Annotated in this window: 17 protein-coding genes and 1 pseudogene; 11 read left to right on the plus strand and 7 right to left on the minus strand. The window is 69.5% G+C overall.

Annotated elements, in window-relative coordinates; all coding sequences use genetic code 11:
• Positions 1 to 29: 29 nt before the first annotated feature.
• The gene (gene atpB, locus AC1D2O_RS12995) at positions 30 to 899 is read right to left on the minus strand and encodes a F0F1 ATP synthase subunit A (RefSeq protein WP_478093364.1); all 870 of its coding nucleotides are present in this window, start codon (positions 897 to 899) and stop codon (positions 30 to 32) included.
• A 12-nt stretch (positions 900 to 911) separates the two neighbouring features.
• The gene (locus AC1D2O_RS13000) at positions 912 to 1,403 is read right to left on the minus strand and encodes an ATP synthase subunit I (RefSeq protein WP_478093366.1); all 492 of its coding nucleotides are present in this window, start codon (positions 1,401 to 1,403) and stop codon (positions 912 to 914) included.
• Positions 1,404 to 1,576: 173 nt separating this feature from the next.
• Between AC1D2O_RS13000 and AC1D2O_RS13005 the strand changes: the two genes are divergently transcribed.
• The 4 genes from AC1D2O_RS13005 (at position 1,577) to lipA (ending at position 4,514) form a co-directional block, all read left to right on the plus strand.
• A complete protein-coding gene (locus tag AC1D2O_RS13005) occupies positions 1,577 to 2,482 on the plus strand; it encodes a D-amino acid aminotransferase (protein ID WP_478092022.1) in 906 nt (301 codons plus the stop codon).
• Positions 2,479 to 2,772 (plus strand): YbeD family protein, encoded by a 294-nt coding sequence (locus AC1D2O_RS13010; RefSeq protein ID WP_478092021.1) that lies wholly within the window; start codon positions 2,479 to 2,481, stop codon positions 2,770 to 2,772. Before AC1D2O_RS13005 ends, AC1D2O_RS13010 begins: the two co-directional genes overlap by 4 nt.
• The gene (lipB, locus tag AC1D2O_RS13015; protein WP_478092023.1) at positions 2,772 to 3,449 is read left to right on the plus strand and encodes a lipoyl(octanoyl) transferase LipB; all 678 of its coding nucleotides are present in this window, start codon (positions 2,772 to 2,774) and stop codon (positions 3,447 to 3,449) included. Before AC1D2O_RS13010 ends, lipB begins: the two co-directional genes overlap by 1 nt.
• An 84-nt stretch (positions 3,450 to 3,533) precedes the next feature.
• Positions 3,534 to 4,514 (plus strand): lipoyl synthase, encoded by a 981-nt coding sequence (gene lipA / locus AC1D2O_RS13020; protein WP_478092019.1) that lies wholly within the window; start codon positions 3,534 to 3,536, stop codon positions 4,512 to 4,514.
• Here lipA and AC1D2O_RS13025 read toward each other — a convergent pair.
• The gene (locus tag AC1D2O_RS13025; protein WP_478092017.1) at positions 4,511 to 5,338 is read right to left on the minus strand and encodes a dienelactone hydrolase family protein; all 828 of its coding nucleotides are present in this window, start codon (positions 5,336 to 5,338) and stop codon (positions 4,511 to 4,513) included. The genes lipA and AC1D2O_RS13025 overlap by 4 nt on opposite strands.
• A gap of 94 nt (positions 5,339 to 5,432) precedes the next feature.
• On the opposite strand from AC1D2O_RS13025, the gene AC1D2O_RS13030 reads away from it, so the two are divergent.
• The 5 genes from AC1D2O_RS13030 (at position 5,433) to AC1D2O_RS13050 (ending at position 10,800) form a co-directional block, all read left to right on the plus strand.
• On the plus strand, positions 5,433 to 6,413 hold the full coding sequence (locus AC1D2O_RS13030; RefSeq protein ID WP_478092015.1) for a GlxA family transcriptional regulator: 981 nt from the start codon (positions 5,433 to 5,435) through the stop codon (positions 6,411 to 6,413).
• 87 nt (positions 6,414 to 6,500) lie between these two features.
• Positions 6,501 to 8,045 carry a class I adenylate-forming enzyme family protein gene (locus tag AC1D2O_RS13035; RefSeq protein ID WP_478157142.1) on the plus strand — a complete coding sequence of 515 codons (1,545 nt, stop codon included), beginning with the start codon at positions 6,501 to 6,503 and terminating at the stop codon, positions 8,043 to 8,045.
• Positions 8,026 to 9,156: an SLC13 family permease gene (locus AC1D2O_RS13040; RefSeq protein ID WP_478157143.1), complete on the plus strand. Its 1,131-nt coding sequence runs from the start codon at positions 8,026 to 8,028 to the stop codon at positions 9,154 to 9,156. The genes AC1D2O_RS13035 and AC1D2O_RS13040 overlap by 20 nt, the downstream gene beginning before the upstream one ends.
• A gap of 38 nt (positions 9,157 to 9,194) precedes the next feature.
• On the plus strand, positions 9,195 to 9,893 hold the full coding sequence (locus AC1D2O_RS13045) for a helix-turn-helix domain-containing protein (protein ID WP_478091147.1): 699 nt from the start codon (positions 9,195 to 9,197) through the stop codon (positions 9,891 to 9,893).
• A gap of 61 nt (positions 9,894 to 9,954) precedes the next feature.
• Complete coding sequence (locus AC1D2O_RS13050) at positions 9,955 to 10,800, plus strand: DMT family transporter (RefSeq protein ID WP_478091149.1); 846 nt, start codon at positions 9,955 to 9,957, stop codon at positions 10,798 to 10,800.
• Positions 10,801 to 10,806: 6 nt separating this feature from the next.
• Here AC1D2O_RS13050 and AC1D2O_RS13055 read toward each other — a convergent pair whose 3' ends face one another.
• Positions 10,807 to 11,841: an NADP-dependent oxidoreductase gene (locus AC1D2O_RS13055; protein ID WP_478091150.1), complete on the minus strand. Its 1,035-nt coding sequence runs from the start codon at positions 11,839 to 11,841 to the stop codon at positions 10,807 to 10,809.
• Positions 11,842 to 11,998: 157 nt separating this feature from the next.
• Positions 11,999 to 12,325: pseudogene (locus tag AC1D2O_RS13060) on the minus strand (aldehyde dehydrogenase family protein); the annotation flags it as partial.
• Between the two features lie 129 nt (positions 12,326 to 12,454).
• Between AC1D2O_RS13060 and AC1D2O_RS13065 the strand changes: the two are divergent.
• Entirely contained in the window at positions 12,455 to 12,949 is a 495-nt protein-coding gene (locus tag AC1D2O_RS13065) for a helix-turn-helix domain-containing protein (RefSeq protein WP_478091158.1), read from the plus strand.
• A gap of 5 nt (positions 12,950 to 12,954) precedes the next feature.
• On the plus strand, positions 12,955 to 14,589 hold the full coding sequence (locus AC1D2O_RS13070) for a SulP family inorganic anion transporter (RefSeq protein WP_478091159.1): 1,635 nt from the start codon (positions 12,955 to 12,957) through the stop codon (positions 14,587 to 14,589).
• On the opposite strand, the gene AC1D2O_RS13075 is transcribed toward AC1D2O_RS13070, so the two are convergent.
• Together AC1D2O_RS13075 and AC1D2O_RS13080 are read right to left on the minus strand one after the other, a co-directional pair.
• Positions 14,578 to 15,861: a HAMP domain-containing sensor histidine kinase gene (locus AC1D2O_RS13075; RefSeq protein ID WP_478091151.1), complete on the minus strand. Its 1,284-nt coding sequence runs from the start codon at positions 15,859 to 15,861 to the stop codon at positions 14,578 to 14,580. The genes AC1D2O_RS13070 and AC1D2O_RS13075 overlap by 12 nt on opposite strands.
• Positions 15,858 to 16,544, minus strand: coding sequence for a response regulator transcription factor (locus tag AC1D2O_RS13080; RefSeq protein ID WP_478091152.1), 687 nt, complete (start codon positions 16,542 to 16,544; stop codon positions 15,858 to 15,860). Before AC1D2O_RS13080 ends, AC1D2O_RS13075 begins: the two co-directional genes overlap by 4 nt.
• Between the last annotated feature and the right edge of the window lie 29 nt (positions 16,545 to 16,573).

Genomic DNA, 16,573 nt, shown 5'->3' on the forward strand with positions numbered 1-16,573 from the left:
AAGAGAAAAGAAAAAACGAAAACAGATGATCAGTGATGATCGTGCGCCTGGCCGATGTAGACCAGCGTCAGCATCATGAACACGAACGCTTGCAGCGTGATGATCAGGATGTGGAAGATGGCCCAGGCCGTGCCCGCGACGATGTGGCCGAGCGCCAGGAAGATGCCGGTGGCGGACAGCGTCCAGGCGCCGCCCATCAGGGCGATCAGCAGGAAGATCAGTTCGCCGGCATACATGTTGCCGAACAACCGCATGCCGTGCGAGACCGTCTTGGCGACGAACTCGATCATCTGCATGGCGAAGTTGAAGGGGTACAGCGCCCAGTGGTTGCCGAAGGGCGCCGTGAACAGCTCATGCACCCAGCCGCCCAGGCCCTTGATCTTGATGTTGTAGAAGATGCAGATCAGCAGCACCGACACCGACATGCCCATGGCCACCGAGAGGTCGGCGGTCGGCACGACGCGCAGGTAGGCATGCTCCGGGTCACCGCCGGCGATGCCGAAGATCTTCGCCCAGATGGCCGGGAACAGATCGACCGGGAACAGGTCCATCGCATTGAGCATGAAGATCCAGACGAAGATCGTCAGCGCCAGCGGGGCGACGAACTTGCGGCTCTGGGCGTTGTGGACGATGCCCTTGGCCTGCTCGTCGACGACCTCGATCAGGATCTCGACCGCGGCCTGGAAGCGGCCCGGAACGCCCGAGGTGGCCTTGCGGGCGGCCAGCCAGAGGATCCAGCAGCCGAGGATGCCGAGCAGGATCGAGAAAAAGAGCGAGTCGAAGTTGAAGACGGAGAGATCGGCTACACCTGCAGGCTTGGAGCTTTGCAGATGCGTCAAGTGGTGAACGATGTATTCACCAGCGGTCATACCGTGTTCCGCAGCGTTTTCAGCAGCCATCCGTTACTCGTCTCAAAGTTTCAGGCGCCTGGAGGCCAGCATCACTGCCACCCAAGCCGCCTTCATTGTCACCACCAAGCCCACCAGCATCGCCGGCCAGCTCAGCGCCGTAATCAGCCTTGGCGCGGCGATCAGCATCGCCACCGTCAAGGCCATCTTGACCATTTCCCACAAAAAGAACCCGAACACCGCAGTGCCCGGATTCAGGGACGCAAAGCGTCCGGTCAGCCCTCGTGCGAACACCGCAGCGGGAATGACCACTGCCAGCGCACCGTATCCGGCGGACCATCCCAGATTTTGCCTCCCGGTCAGGCCCCAGGCGGCCAATGCCACCAGCAAGCCCGCCACGACCTGAATCGCGATCACGCGCCACGGCGAGATCAACGGCTTCCTGTCGCGCAGCCGCTGGGCCTCCTCGGCAGTCAGCGGCTTGAAGTCGTCTTCCGGATCGTTGACATCCTCGGGGGCTTCCCTCGATGTGTTGCTGCGGGCGATTGTTTTCATTTCGAATGAAGCCCGGATGACGACCCAGAATTTCTACAAAGCCATTGATTATAAGTAAAAACCCATGGCATTCCGCCAGCCCGCTCGGCGGAGTGGGAAAAGTTCCCTTGGCGTGCACCGAGGGATCCGCAAGCCGCTTGGGAAAGGCCCGAGCGCCCCCACCATAATTCCTCATGCACCCGATCACCGACGCCCTCCCCGACGCCCTCTGCTACCTCGACGGCAGCTACACGCCGCTGCGCGACGCCAAGATCAGCGTGCTCGATCGCGGCTTCATCTTCGGCGACGGCGTCTACGAGGTGGTGCCCGCCTACGGCGGCCAGCCCTTCTGCTTCGACGAACACATGGCGCGGCTCGAGCGTTCGCTGGCCGAGCTCCAGATCCGCAATCCGCTCTCCACGGCGCAGTGGCGCGCGATCGCCATGCGGCTGGTCGACGCCGCGGCACCCGCGCAGCGGGCGGGCATGCAGGGCATCTACATCCAGGTCACGCGCGGCGTGGCGCCGCGCGACCATGCGATGCCGCAGGGCCTGCAGCCGACGGTGTTCGTGATGGTGAACCCCATGAAGCCGGTCGCCGATGCGGTGCGCGCCAAGGGCGTCGCCTGCGTGAGCGCGCCCGACTTCCGCTGGCAGAAGGCGCACATCAAGACCACCAGCCTGCTCGGCGCGGTGCTGGCGCGCCAGATCAGCGTCGAGGCCGGCGCCGCGGAAACCATCATGTTCCGCGACGAGGGGCTCAGCGAGGCCTCTTCCAGCAACGTCTGGGTGGTGAAGGATGGCGTCGTGAGCGGTCCGCCCAAGGACCAGTGGGTGCTGGCGGGCATTCGCTACGGCCTGATCGAGCGCCTCTGCGCCGACGCCGGCATCCCCTTCACGCTGCGCCGCATCGCCCGCGACGAGGTCTTCGGCGCCGACGAACTGCTGCTGTCCTCGGCCAGCAAGGAAGTGCTGCCGGTGGTCACGCTCGACGGCCGCAGCATCGGCGCCGGCAGCCCCGGCCCGATCTACCAGGCGCTCTACGCCGGCTACCAGCGGGCCAAGGCCCGCAGCCCCCAAGACCAAGGAGTTCCCGCATGACCACCGCACCCGACGCCCCGCTCGACGCCCGCAAGGAATCGCTGATCGAGTACCCCTCGAAGTTCCCGATCAAGGTGATGGGCGCGAAGGCCGACGGCTTCGTGCACGCCGTGACGCAGATCGCCGAGCAGTTCGATCCGCAGTTCGACGCCACGACCGTCGAGCTGCGCAACAGCAAGGCCGGCAACTACCTGGGCGTGACGATCACGGTCACGGCCACCAGCCGCGAGCAGCTCGACGACCTCTACCGGGCCCTGTCGAGCCACCCGATGGTGAAGGTGGTGCTCTGATCGCTGCGCTCCAGACGCGGCTGCTCGGCCGCGTCGACTACGCCCCGACCTACGCGGCGATGCGGCAGGCGACGCTGGACCGCAGCGCCGACAGCCCCGACCAGTTGTGGCTCTGCGAGCATGCGCCGGTCTACACCCAGGGCCTGGCGGGCAAGGCCGACCATGTGCTGAACCCCGGCGAGATCCCCGTGATCCAGACCGACCGCGGCGGCCAGGTGACCTACCACGGCCCCGGCCAGGTGGTGGCCTATCCCCTGATCAATCTGAAGCGGGCCGGCTACTACGTGAAGGAATACGTGTACCGGATCGAGGAAGCCGTGATCCGCACGCTGGCCCATTTCGAGGTCACGGGGCACCGCGTCGCCGGCGCGCCCGGCATCTACGTGCGCCTGGACGATCCGTTTTCGCATGCCGCGCTGACCGGTCCGCGGCACCCCGCGGACCCCTTCCGCGGCCTCGGAAAGATCGCCGCGCTCGGCATCAAGGTCAGCGGCCACTGCACCTACCACGGCGTCGCGCTCAACGTGGCGATGGACCTGGAACCCTTCACGCGGATCAACCCTTGCGGCTACGCGGGGCTCCAAACCGTCGATCTTTCTACAATCGGCGTTCAAACAACCTGGGACGAAGCCGCGCAGGTGCTGGGCAGCAAGCTCGGCATCTACCTCGCGCCCTGAGCCCCGTCAAAGAGAAGCCATGAGCACAGCGCCGGACCGCTCCAAGCAAGCTCGCACCGCAGTGCGCAGCACGGAGGTTATTCAATGAGCACACTCGACGTTGTCCGCGACCCCCAAGGACCCGAAAGCTACAACCCCCTCGCCAAGCAGAAGGCCGCGGCCAAGCTGTCGCGCATCCCGGTCAAGGTGGTGCAGGGCGAGGTGCTCAAGAAGCCCGAGTGGATCCGCGTCAAGGCCGGCTCGCCGACCACCCGCTTCTACGAGATCAAGCAGATCCTGCGCGAAAGCAACCTGCACACGGTCTGCGAGGAAGCCTCATGCCCCAACATCGGCGAGTGCTTCGGCAACGGCACCGCCACCTTCATGATCATGGGCGACAAGTGCACCCGGCGCTGCCCGTTCTGCGACGTCGGCCACGGCCGGCCCGATCCGCTCGACACCGACGAGCCGCTGAACCTCGCCAAGACCATCGCCCGGCTGCGCCTCAAGTACGTGGTGATCACCAGCGTCGACCGCGACGACCTGCGCGACGGCGGCAGCCAGCATTTCGTCGACTGCATCCGCAACATCCGCGAGCTCTCGCCGCAGACGCAGATCGAGATCCTGGTGCCCGACTTCCGCGGCCGCGACGACCGCGCGCTCGAGATCCTCAAGGCCGCGCCGCCCGACGTGATGAACCACAACCTGGAAACCGCGCCGCGCCTCTACAAGGAAGCGCGCCCGGGCAGCGACTACCAGTTCAGCCTCAACCTGCTGAAGAAGTTCAAGGCGCTGCACCCTCAGGTTCCGACCAAGAGCGGCATCATGGTCGGCCTGGGCGAGACCGACGAGGAGATCCTGCAGGTGATGCGCGACATGCGCGCGCACGACATCGACATGCTGACCATCGGCCAGTACCTGTCGCCCAGCAGCAGCCACCTGCCGGTGCGCCGCTACGTGCATCCCGACACCTTCAAGATGTTCGAGGAAGAGGCCTACAGGATGGGCTTCAGCCATGCGGCAGTGGGCGCCATGGTGCGCAGCAGCTACCACGCCGACCAGCAGGCCCACGCCGCCGGCGTCTAGCGGGCGACGGCCAAACGCAGGGCGAAGAACGACAGGATCTCGTCGCGCGCGGCGATCGTCGGCTGGCCCGCCTCGTCGATCAGGTGGGCGGTCACCACGCTGTGCGGGCTCGCGACCACCTGGGCGAAAAACGGCGCCAGCGCGTCGCGGTTGGCGGCGCTGTGCGGCAGCACGCGCGCAATGAAGCGATCGCCCAGGGCCTCGGCGTAGGCGGCGAAGCGCTGGCCGGTGCAGAAGCGATCACCCTCGAAACGGTAGGCCATGACGGTCAGGCCGTCCCGCTCCAGGCGTCGCCGAACCGCGGCGAGTTCGTCGGCCGCGCTTTCGATCCCGGCCGGCTGGTCCAGGGGCAGCGACGGCTGGCACAGGACCGGCGCGAGCACCGAGGCCTCGAGCGTCATCGTCAGCGCGAAGTTGCCGGTGAAGCACATCCCGATCGCACCGACGCCCGGGCCGCCGCACTGCTGGTGCGCCAACCTCGCCAGCGCGCGCAGCCACTGGGTCACCGGGCTCGACCGGTCGGCCGCGAAGGCGCGGAACTCGGCGCTGACGCATGCCCGACGGAACGTGGCCGTGGCCTCCTCGACATCCGGCACCGCCCCATCGCGGCCGAACAGCGAAGGCATGTAGACCGTGAATCCCGCGTCCCGGACCCAGCGGCTGAAGCGCGCGACATGCGGGCTGATGCCCGGCATCTCGGTCATGACGATCACCGCCGGGCCGGCGCCCGCCACGTGAACCACCTTGGCGACGCCATCCAGGGTGATCTCGCGCGAATCGAAGTCGTCGAGCGGATCGTGGGCATTCAGATCGCGTTTCGGCACAGGGGGACCTTTCTTGGTTTCAGGCCTTTGATTGCAACCGGCCGGCCGCTAGACTGCCAGTGTCCATTTAGACGCTTATCAGGCGTTTTCAGCCATGCACGACTTCACCGTCCTGGTTCTGCCCGGGGCCTACGGCACCAGCGTTGCCGTCACGCTCGATATCCTGAATGCCGCGGCCGCGCTCGCGCCCCGGGTGAAGATGCCGCAGCCGACCTGGCGCGTGCTGTCGCCGGATGGCGCCGCAGTCGCGCTGAGCGGCGGCCTGCAGGTGGCGACCGCGGCCCTGCCCGGCCGTGTGCGGGCCGATGCCTCGACCTGGATCATTCCCGGCCTGGGCGTGGACAAGCCCTCCGAGCTGGCGGGCCGCCTGGCGAGCGACGACGCCACGCGCGCGATCGACGCGGTCAGCCGGCACGGCGCGCGGGGTGGCGCGGTGGCGGCCTCGTGTTCGGCCGTGTTCCTGCTCCAGGCGGCAGGCTTGCTGCGGCAACGGCGGGTCACGACCTCGTGGTGGCTCGCGCCCGAGCTGCGGCGCGTCGAGCCCCGGTGCGTCGTGGACGCGGATCGCATGGTGTGCGCCGATGGGCCGGTGATCACCGCCGGCGCCGCGTTTGCGCAATCGGACCTGATGCTGCACCTGCTGCGCACGCGCTTCGGCACCGCGCTCGCCGATGCGGTCGGCAAGGTGCTGCTGATCGACGGGCGGCAGGCGCAGGCCCCGTTCGCCGTGCCGTCGATGATGTCCAACGGCAATCAACTGGTCGCCCGTTTGACGCAACGCATCGAGTCGGCCCTGCCCAGGCCGCCCAGCGTGGCGGTGCTGGCCGAAGAATTCGCCATGTCGCAGAGGACGCTGGCGCGGCACGTGCGCGCCGCCACGGGCCAGGGTGCGCTGGCACTCGTGCAGAGCGTGCGGCTGAACAGGGCACGCATGCTGATCGAATCGAGCCGGATGACGATCGAGCAGATCGCCACTCAGGTCGGCTACGAGGATGCGACGGCGTTGAGGCGACTCATGCGCCGGGCGGCCGGCGCCACGCCGAGCAAGTTTCGCTCGGGCTGGCAAACGGCCTGACGCCGGGTGCCGCCGCGCTCGGGTCCGCCGCGTAAGATTCGCGCTGACCTTGCCGCCATCGCCCGACCCTTTGGAGCTAACGAAAAAATGAGCCATTTCGAGGCCGCCATCCGCCGCGACTTCGGCGTGATCGCCGATCTGATTTCCATCCACGCGCAGCGAGCCCCCGAGCGGCCCGCACTGGCCGATGCCGCGCGCGAACTGAACTACGGCGCGCTCGATGCGCTGATGGACCGCATCGCGGCCAGCCTGCAGCGAGACGGCCTCGGTGCCGGCGACGCGATCGCGATCTGCGCGGCGTCGAGCGTCCACTACGCGGCCGTGTTCCTCGGTGCGCTTCGTGCCGGCATCGCGGTCGCTCCGCTGGCCCCTGGCTCCACGCCCGCCAGCCTGGCGCGGATGATCGAGGACGCCCAAGCGCGCGTCCTGTTCGTCGATGAAGCCTCCGCGGCAGTGATCGGGCCGGCGGCCGAAGGCGCCATCCCGCGCATCGCGCTCGATGGCTCCGCGGCCGGCGGCGACTTCGAGCGCTGGCTGGCACCGGCAGGCGTCAGGCCCGCCGCGGTCGAACCTCAGCCGGCCTGGCCCTTCAACATCATCTATTCGTCGGGCACCACGGGCGAGCCCAAGGGCATCGTGCAGGGCCACGGCATGCGCTGGGCCCACGTGCAGCGCGGCGCCACGTACGAGTACGGGCCCGAAACAGTCACGCTGCTGTCGACGCCGCTCTACTCCAACACCACGCTGGTCGTGTTCTTCCCGACGCTCGCCTTCGGCGGCTGCGTGGTGCTGATGCCCAAGTTCGACGCCGCGGCCTACCTGAAGCTGGCGGAGGACCGCCGCGTGACCCACACCATGCTGGTGCCGGTGCAGTACCAGCGCCTGATGGCACGCCCCGATTTCGATGCCCACGACCTCGCCAGCTTCAAGTACAAGTTCAGCACCAGCGCGCCTTTCAACGCGGCGCTCAAGGCCGACGTGCTCAAGCGCTGGCCCGGCGGCCTGATCGAGTTCTACGGCATGACCGAAGGCGGCGGCACCTGCATCCTCGAGGCCCACCTGCACCCGGACAAGCTGCACACCGTGGGCCGGCCGGCCGAAGGCAGCGACATCCGGCTGATCGACGAGGAAGGCCGCGAAGTCGCCCGCGGCGAGGACGGCGAAGTGGTCGGGCATTCGGCCGGCATGATGGTCGGCTACCACCGCCAACCGGCCAAGACCCGCGAAGCCGAGTGGTTCGATCCCACGGGCAAGCGCTTCATCCGCACCGGCGATGTCGGCCGCTTCGACGACGACGGCTTCCTGACACTGTTCGACCGCAAGAAGGACATGATCATCAGCGGCGGCTTCAACATCTATCCGAGCGACCTCGAGGCCGTGGTGCGCGCCCATCCGTCGGTGGCCGACGTGGCGGTGGTCGGCGTGCCTTCCGAGCAATGGGGCGAGACGCCGGTGGCCTTCGTGGTGCGCCGCGGCGGCGACGACACGACGGCCGAGGCGCTGCTGCAGTGGACCAACGACCAGCTCGGCAAGACCCAGCGCCTGGCCCGCCTGCAGTTCATCGACGAGCTTCCGCGCAGCGCGATCGGCAAGGTGCTCAAGCGCGAGTTGCGTGAGCTCCCCGCGCGCTGACGCCGGCCCGGACGCTGCCGAGCACGGCGGCGGCCATGGCCTGCTGTGGGTGCTGCTGGCCGCCGCCGTCCTCTTCGCGCTGGTCCGCCCGCGCGCACCGATGGACTACCTCCGGCTGGTCGACTGGCAGACCCTCGGCGCGCTGGCCGGTCTGCTGGCGATCACCCAGGGCGTCGAGCGCAGCGGCATGCTGCAGGCCGCCGCGGCGCGGCTGCTGGCACGCACCACGGACCTGCGCCGCCTGGTGCTGCTGCTGGCCGCCAGCGCCGCCGTGCTGTCGGCGCTGGTGACCAACGACGTCAGCCTGTTCCTGCTGGTGCCGCTCACGCGCGTGCTCGCGACCCAGGCGCACCTGCCGCTGGCGCGGCTGGTGGTGATCGAGGCGCTGGCGGTCAATGCCGGCTCGGCACTGACGCCGATCGGCAACCCGCAGAACCTGTTCCTCTGGCATCGCTCGGGCGAGAGCTTCGTCGGCTTCGTGGCGATGATGGCGCCGACCGTGGCGGTGATGCTGTTCTGGCTGTTCGCCGCGATCTGGTTCATGGTGCCGCGGGTCCCGATCGCGCTCAAACCGGCGGCGCGCGACGCGGCACCGGTGCAGCCGCGCCTGCTGGCGCTGTCGGGCCTGCTGTTCGTCGGCTTCGTGATCGCGCTCGACCGCCATTGGCTGCTGGCCGGCCTCGGCATGGTGTTCGGCGCCTTCCTGCTGCTGCGCCCGCGCGTGCTGCTGGGCATCGACTGGGCCCTGCTGGCGATCATCGCGCTGATGTTCGTCGACCTGCGCCAGTTGGCCGAGCTGCCCACGGTCGCGACGCTGCTCGGCCAGTGGCCGATCGGCGAAGGATGGCGCGCCTACCTGGCGGCGATCTTCACCTCGCAGTTCATCAGCAACGTGCCCGCCGCCATCGTGCTCGATCCTTTCGTGCACGACCTGCCGGCGCTGGCCGCGGGCGTGAGCGTGGGCGGCTTCGGCTGCGTGCTGGGCTCGCTGGCCAACCTGATCGCGCTCAGGCTGGCGAAGCTGCCGAACGGCCTGCGCGAATTCCATCGCCTGAGCATCCCCTTCCTGCTGGTTTGCGGCGCCTCGGCGCTGCTGCTGCGGCTGGGGTGACAGGCCCCGGCGAGGCGCGCAGAATCGACGGCCTCGCCATGCAACGCCACGAATCCCCCGTCTCTTCCCACGGCCTCTCGCTGCGCCGTTACGGTGCCTCGCGCGGCAGCCATGCGCATGGACACTTCCAGGTGCTGGTGGGGCTCGATGGCGTGCTCGAACTCGAGGTCGAAGGCCGGATTCGCCGGCTCGGCCCAGGCGACGGCTGGGTGATCGCGCCCGGCGACCGGCACGACTTCGAATCGAAGACCGGCAGCCAATGCCTGGTGCTCGACACGGCGCAGGACCTGTGGACGCGTTGCGCCGGGCGCACACCCGCGGCCGAACCGATGCGGGCCCTGTCGCGCTACCTTGCGCACTGCTTCGCGCAGCCCTCGCCGCCGGCCCTGGCGCTGCACCATGCGCCCTCCCTGCTGCTCGAAGCCTGGGGGCCCGCGGTGTCGCTGGCGCGCGGCCGCGCGATCGACTGGACGGCGCTGGCCGCCTGGGCGCAGCTGCGCTGGCACCGGCCGCTGGGCGTCGCGGATCTCGCAGCGGTGGCCTGCCTCAGCCCCAGCCAGTTCGCGCAGCGCTGCCGCGACGAGCAGGGCGTGAGCGCGATGCACTGGCTGCGAATTCAACGCCTGGCGCATGCGCGGCATCTGCGCGACAGCGGCATCAGCGTCGCAGAGACCGCTCGCCGCACGGGCTACCTCTCGCCTTCGGCGCTCACCGCCGCCCTGCGACGCCACGCCTGACCGTCATTGCGCGACGGCACCCCGGCGTTGTGCGACGATCTGCCCGCTTAAGCTCGGCGGCATGTCCCCGACGCTCAACGCCCTCGCCGCCATCGCCCTCTGGGCCACCCTGGCCTCGCTGGGCACTTCGCTCTCGCACCTGCCGCCGTTCCTGCTGACAGGGCTGGCGCTCATCATCGGCAGCCTGCTGAGCTGGCCGCTGGTGCTGCGCGATCGCCGCGCCTGGGCGGTTCCGCTGCGAACGCTGGCGCTGGGCGTCTACGGGCTCTTCGGTTTCCACTTCCTGCTCTTCATCGCGCTGCGCCATGCGCCGCCGGTCGAGGCCAACCTGGTCAACTACCTCTGGCCGCTGTTCATGGTGGTGCTGGCGCCGGTGCTGCTGCCGGGCATGTCGCTGCGGCCGCTGCACGTGGTGGCGGCGCTGCTGGGCTTCACGGGCGCGGCGATCGCGATCCTCGGGGCGCGCGGCAGCACCTCGAGCGCCGGGGGCGGCAGCTACTGGGGCTTCCTGCCGGCGCTGGGCTCGGCCTTCATCTGGGCCAGCTTCTCGCTGTGGACCCGACGCGTGCCCGCCTTTCCGACCCGGGCGATCGGCCTGTTCGGCTTGGTCTCGGGGGCGCTGTCGCTGCTGTGCCACGCGCTGCTGGAGCCCTCGGCCGCGCTGTCGTCGCGCGATTGGCTGCTGGTCGCGCTGTGCGGACTGGGCCCGCTGGGTGCCGCCTTCTTCTTCTGGGACCTGGCGCTGAAACGCGGCGATGCGCGGCAGATCGGCATCCTGAGCTACATCACGCCGCTGGCGTCGACCGCGCTGCTGCTGCTGATCACCGGGCGGCCGCTGAGCTGGAGCATCGCGCTGGCCGCGGTGCTGATCATCAGCGCCGCGGTGATGGGTACGCGGGCGCGTTGAACAGGCTCAGTCCGCGACCTTGAGCACCAGCTTGCCGAAGTTCTCGCCGGTGAAGAGGCGCGTGAGCGCCTCGGGGAAGGTGTCGATGCCCTCGACCACGTCTTCGCGGCTCTTCATGCGGCCGTCCTTCAGATAGCCCGACAGCTCGGCGATCGCCACCGGATAGCGGTCGGCGTAGTCGAACACCACGATGCCCTGCATGCGGGCGCGGTTCACCAGCAGGCTCAGGTAGTTCTTCGGTCCCTGCACCGGCGTCGTGTTGTTGTACTGGCTGATCGCGCCGCAGATGATGATGCGGGCGCCGCGCGCCAGCTTGGCGAGCACCGTGTCGAGAATCTCGCCGCCGACGTTGTCGAAGTAGATGTCCACGCCCTTGGGGCAATGGGCCTTCAGGCCCTCGCGCACCGCCGAGGGGCCGGCCTTGTAGTCGATGCAGGCGTCGAAGCCCAGCTCCTTCACCACCCAGTCGCACTTGGCCTGGCCGCCGGCGATGCCGACCACCCGGCAGCCCTTGATCTTCGCGAGCTGGCCGACGGTCTGGCCGACCGCGCCGGCCGCACCCGAGACCACCACGGTGTCGCCCGGCTTCGGCTGCCCGACGTCCATCAGGCCGAAGTAGCCGGTCATGCCGGGCATGCCCAGCACGTTGAGCCATTGCGTGATCGAGCCGGCGCCGAGGTCGATTCTGGCGAGGCCGTTGCGCTGGATCTCCTCCTGGGGGATCAGCACGTACTCCTGGACGCCGAGCGTGCCGTACACGGTGTCGCCGACCGCGAAGGCCGGGTTGCGCGACGCGATCACGCGCCCGACGCCGCCTGCGCGCATCACGGCGCCGATCTCGACCGGCGCGATGTAGCTCTTGCCCTCGTTCATCCAGCCGCGCATCGCGGGGTCGAGCGAGAGCGACAGGCTCTTGACCAGGACGCCGCCTTCGGTGGGTTCCGCGACCGGCTCGGTGGTGAACTGCCAGTTGTCGCGCGTGGCCGCGCCTTCGGGCCGTTTGGCGAGGCGGACCTGGCGATTGCTGAGGGTGCTGCTCATGCGCGTGTCTCCTTGGGGTGTCTGATGCCGGCGCATCGTAGCTCCGGCCTGCGCCAGGGCCGGTAGCCAAGGCGACAAGGCACGCCGCTCAGAAGGGATAGTGGCGCGGCGTGGTCTGGACCGTGATCCAGCGCAGTTCGGTGAAGGCCTCCACGCCCGCCTTGCCGCCGAGCTCGAGCACCACCGGCTTGAGGTACTTGGCGCAGGTCTGAGCGATCAGGCGACCCACCCGCGTGGAGCCCGTGAAGTTGACGCGGCGCACCGCCGGATGCGCCACCATCGCCTCGACCACCGCGCCCGCGTCGGCCGGCGCGTTGGTGACGAAATTGACCACGCCGGGCGGCAGGCCGGCGTCGTTCAGCGCCTCGACGATCAGCGCGTGGGTCTCGGGGCACAGCTCCGAGCCCTTGAGCACCACCGTGTTGCCGCAGGCCAGCGGCGTCGCGATGGCGCGGGTGGCGAGGATCACGGGCGCGTTCCAGGGCTGTGCCCGCTGCGCACAAAGCACTTGTCGCAGCGTGCACGCCGCTAGTGGTTAACCCGCAAGCTGCGGGCACCGCGGCGGGCCGGAAAATGGGCGGAGTTTTTCAGCCAAGCCCTTATGACCGTGTCCATGGTTCTGTCGACCGATGAAGTCCCGCCGCGGGAGCGTGCGCCGGTCTGCATGAGCGAGGCGGCCGCGCGCGGCGCCGGCGAGCTCATCATCCAGCTGGTGCGGCTGTCGCTGATGGAGCTGGCCGGCCAGGAGACGCCGCGCACCCAGCGGGAAGCGCTGAAAGACCGGATCCGCCAGCACGTGGCGCAGCACCTGCGCGACCCGGCGCTGTCGATCGACGGCATCGCCCTGGCGCTGCGCTGCAGCAAACGCCACCTGCACAACACCTTCGCCGGCGACGACGACACACTCACCGGCTACATCCTCCACCAGCGGCTGGCGTGCAGCATCCGCCAACTGCTGGACCCGGCCAACGCGGCGCGCCCGATCACCGACATCGCGCTCGCCTCGGGCTTCAGCAACCTCTCGCATTTCAGCCGCGTCTTCGGGGCGCACACCGGCGGCAGTCCGAGTGATTTCAGGCGACAGGCTGCGCGCAGGCGTCGCGCGTGACCCCGCTGCCCGCGCGTCGCGCCATCCGCACCGCCGACTGGGTCGCCGGCCTCTCGATCGCCGGTCTGCTGTTGCCCGAGGCGGTGGCCTATGCGGGCATTGCGGGGTTGCCGCCCCAATCGGGCGTGATCGCGCTCCTGGCGGGCCTGCTCGTCTATGGCCTGCTGGGAAGCAGCCGCTTCGCGATCGTCTCGGCCACCTCTTCCTCGGCCGCCGTGCTGCTGGCAGCCACCAGCGCCGCCAACGGCCACGGCACCGCGCTGCAGTTGGCGCTCGGCGCCGCGATCGTGCTGCTGACGGGTGTCTTCTTCCTGATCGCGGCCGCGGCCCGGCTCGGCGCCGTGTCGAACCTGATCGCCAAGCCGGTGCTGCGCGGCTTCGCCCTCGGGCTGGGGCTGACCATCGTGGCCAAGCAGATGCCCAAGGTCGTCGACGTCCATCCGGGGCATGGCGACTTTCTGCGCCTGTCGTGGGAGCTGTTCGCCAGCATCGGCCAGTGGAACTTCGCCGGCCTGGCGATGGCCGGCGTCGGCGTGGCCCTGCTGCATGGCCTGGGGCGCTGGCGCGCGGTGCCGGCGGCGCTGCTGGTGATCGCCGCGGGCATCGCATTGGACGTGGCCGGTTTCTGCCAGCAATGGCACATCGCCGCGGTGGGGCCGATCGAATTCGGGTTCACGCGGCCCGGCATGCCGGAGCTGTCGCGCGAGCAATGGCTGCGCATGGGCGAGCTGGCCTTCGCGATGGCGCTGATCCTCTACGCGGAATCCTGCGGGTCGATTCGCACCTTCGCGCTGCGGCACGGCGACAAGGTGTCGGCCAACCGCGACCTGCTCGCACTCGGCGCCGCCAACCTGGCGTCGGGATTGTTCCAGGGGATGCCGGTCGGCGCCGGCTATTCGGCCACCTCGGCCAACGAGGCCGCCGGCGCGCAGAGCCGTGCGGCCGGGTTGGTCGCCTGCGCCGTGGTCCTGCTCGCGGCCATCACGCTGCTGCCGTGGATCATGCATACCCCGGAGCCCTTGCTCGCCGCGATCGTGATCCATGCCGTCGGCCACATGCTGGATCCCCGCAGCCTGCGGCCCTACTTCGCCTGGCGGCGCGACCGGCTCGTCGCCCTGGTCGCGTTCGGCGCAGTGCTGCTGTTCGGCGTGCTGGACGGGCTGCTGGCCGCCATCGGCGTCAGCCTGCTCATGCTGCTGCAGGGCATGTCGGGCGCCCAGGTGAGCTGGCTCGGCCGGCTCGCGCAGGGCCACGACTACGTCGACACCGCGCGCCACCCCGAAGCCCGGGTGCCCGCCGGCATGCTGATCGCGCGGCCCGAAACGCCCTTGTTCTTCGGCAATGCCGATGCGGTGTTCGCCGCGATCCGGACCCGCGTGGAAGCGGCCCGGCCGCTCGGCCACCTGGTGCTCAGCCTCGAGGAGTCGGCCGACCTCGACGGCACCAGCATCGAGGCGCTCTGCGACTTCGCCGCCTCCATTCGCCGGTGCGGCGCGCAGCTGGTGCTCGCGCGTGTCAAGGACACGCTGCGTGATCTGCTCGACCAGGTGCGCAACCCCGACCTGCCGCCTTCCCTGTACGCCGCCTGGAGCGTGGACGATGCCGTGGAGCAGGCTCGCGCATCCGCGTCAAGCCAGTAAGACGGTGACCGCGAGCCCGGGCGCCGCGTTGCGCACGGCAAGCGTGCCGCCATGCGCCTCGGCCACCAGCCGGCACAGGTACATGCCGAGCCCGACGCCGCCGGTCGCGCGCTGGCGCGCACTGTCGGTGCGGTAGAAGGGCTCGGTCAGGCGCTCCAGCTGCGCCGCGTCGACGCCCGGGCCGAAGTCGCGCACCTCCAGTTCGATGCCCTGCCCGGCCCTGCGCAGCGTCACACGCGGGGGTTCTTCGCCTTCGGCGCCGTGGCGCAACGCGTTGTCGAGCAGGTTGCGCACCAGGAGGCGGACGCGCGAACGGTCCAGCGAGAGCATTGGCAGATCCGCCGGGTTCTCGGTGACGATGTCCTGCCCGCCGGACAGCTCGTTCGCCACCTCGCGCACCAGGGCGGCCAGATCGACCGGCTCACGATGCAGCGCGGCATGCGGACTGGCGAGCCGCTCGCTTTCGAGCAGGTCGCTGATGAGGTCGCGCATCTCGGCCAGGTCGCGCAGGAGCGCGGCGCGTTCGGCCGCGCCTTCGGGCGTCGCCGGCAGCAGTTCGGCATTGAGACGCGCCCGCGTGAGCGGCGAGCGCAGCTCGTGGCTGAGCGCCAGCAGCAGCGCGCGCTTGGCGTCGAGCATGCCCTGGATGTCGTGCGCCATGGTGTTGATGCGCTGCGCGAGCTCGCCCAGTTCGTCGCGCCGGCGCAGCGGAATCGGCACTTCGAAGGCGCCGCGCCCGAAACGCTCGGCGCCGGCGCGGATGTCGTCGAGCGGCCGCAACAGGCGCCGGACGTACGCGTAGGCCAGGACGATCAAGCCCAGCAGCAGCGCGAGCGTGATCCAGCCGATGCCCTGCGGTTCGCGTTCCCAGGGCAGCGTGCCGACCCCGAAACTGATGCGGTGGCCGTCGGCGGTCGTGCGGTGGAGCCAATCGCCGCGCTGGCCGAAGCCATGCCGGGGGCGATCGGCGTGCGAATCCCAGTTCACGACCGGCCCCTCGATACGGATCGAGATCGGCAACCGGGTGACCAGCGCCTGGGCACGCGCCACGTCGGGCGGCGTGCCGAGTTCGGCGACGATGCGATCCATGTAGTCGGCGACGAGGGGCCGGGCGGCATCGCGCCAGCCGGTCGAGAAGGCCCGCTGCATGCCGCCGAGAAACACCGCCGTCATCGCCAGCGCGAGCAGCACGAACACGAGGATCAGGCGCACGCGCAGCGAATGCCGCCAGCGATGTCGCCAGCGGCTCTGCCCGCTGCGCTGCGGCTTCATGGCGTGCTCTTGCCGACGGCGAGCGCGTAGCCCGCGTTGCGCAGGGTCTTGATGCAGTCCAGCGGTTCGAGCTTCTTGCGCAGTCGGCTCACGACGATGTCGACCGCGCGCGTGTAGAGCTCGGCCTCGTGGCCGCGCAGGCGATTCAGGATGTCGTCCCGGCTCCAGACCTTGCCGGGCTGGTCCGCCAGCAGGGCCAGCAGTTCGAACTCCGTGCCGGTGAGGTCGACGCGCTCGCCGTGGCGCAGGACCTCGCGCCGGTCGAGGTCGATCGACAGGCCCTCGAACTCCCGGCGCTGCGCCGGGGGCGCCGCCGGCACCGCACGCTGGCGGCGCAGGATGGTCTGCACGCGCGCCACCAGTTCGCGCGGCTCGAAGGGCTTGGGCAGGTAGTCGTCGGCGCCGAGCTCGAGTCCGACCACCCGGTCCATCACGTCACCGCGCGCGGTCAGCATCACGATCGGGATGTCGCTCTCCTTGCGGATCTCGCGGCACAGCGCGAAGCCGTCCATCTCGGGCAGCATCACGTCCAGGATCGCGGCGTCGTAGGGCTGGGCGCGCAGCCTTGCCAGGCCTTCGCTCGGCCGGCTCGCACTGTCCAGCACGAAATCGAAGCGCGCAAAGTAGCTTGCCAGCGGCGCGCCGAGGTGCTCGTCATCGTCGATCAGCAGGATGCGGGGCATGCGGCGATTGTGCATTCGGGCGACACCGG

It is taken from the genome of Variovorax sp. P1_G12, from assembly GCF_056405555.1.

What these genes read in the sequence shown, in the direction of transcription:
- atpB (WP_478093364.1), bottom strand. Translation starts at nt 899, where the DNA reads ATGGCTGCTGAAAACGCTGCGGAACACGGTATGACCGCTGGTGAATAC.
- AC1D2O_RS13080 (WP_478091152.1), bottom strand. Translation starts at nt 16,544, where the DNA reads ATGCCCCGCATCCTGCTGATCGACGATGACGAGCACCTCGGCGCGCCG.
- AC1D2O_RS13055 (WP_478091150.1), bottom strand. Translation starts at nt 11,841, where the DNA reads ATGAGCAGCACCCTCAGCAATCGCCAGGTCCGCCTCGCCAAACGGCCC.
- AC1D2O_RS13030 (WP_478092015.1), top strand. Translation starts at nt 5,433, where the DNA reads ATGCACGACTTCACCGTCCTGGTTCTGCCCGGGGCCTACGGCACCAGC.
- AC1D2O_RS13050 (WP_478091149.1), top strand. Translation starts at nt 9,955, where the DNA reads ATGTCCCCGACGCTCAACGCCCTCGCCGCCATCGCCCTCTGGGCCACC.
- AC1D2O_RS13005 (WP_478092022.1), top strand. Translation starts at nt 1,577, where the DNA reads ATGCACCCGATCACCGACGCCCTCCCCGACGCCCTCTGCTACCTCGAC.
- AC1D2O_RS13000 (WP_478093366.1), bottom strand. Translation starts at nt 1,403, where the DNA reads ATGAAAACAATCGCCCGCAGCAACACATCGAGGGAAGCCCCCGAGGAT.
- AC1D2O_RS13035 (WP_478157142.1), top strand. Translation starts at nt 6,501, where the DNA reads ATGAGCCATTTCGAGGCCGCCATCCGCCGCGACTTCGGCGTGATCGCC.
- AC1D2O_RS13065 (WP_478091158.1), top strand. Translation starts at nt 12,455, where the DNA reads ATGGTTCTGTCGACCGATGAAGTCCCGCCGCGGGAGCGTGCGCCGGTC.
- AC1D2O_RS13075 (WP_478091151.1), bottom strand. Translation starts at nt 15,861, where the DNA reads ATGAAGCCGCAGCGCAGCGGGCAGAGCCGCTGGCGACATCGCTGGCGG.
- AC1D2O_RS13045 (WP_478091147.1), top strand. Translation starts at nt 9,195, where the DNA reads ATGCAACGCCACGAATCCCCCGTCTCTTCCCACGGCCTCTCGCTGCGC.
- AC1D2O_RS13010 (WP_478092021.1), top strand. Translation starts at nt 2,479, where the DNA reads ATGACCACCGCACCCGACGCCCCGCTCGACGCCCGCAAGGAATCGCTG.
- lipA (WP_478092019.1), top strand. Translation starts at nt 3,534, where the DNA reads ATGAGCACACTCGACGTTGTCCGCGACCCCCAAGGACCCGAAAGCTAC.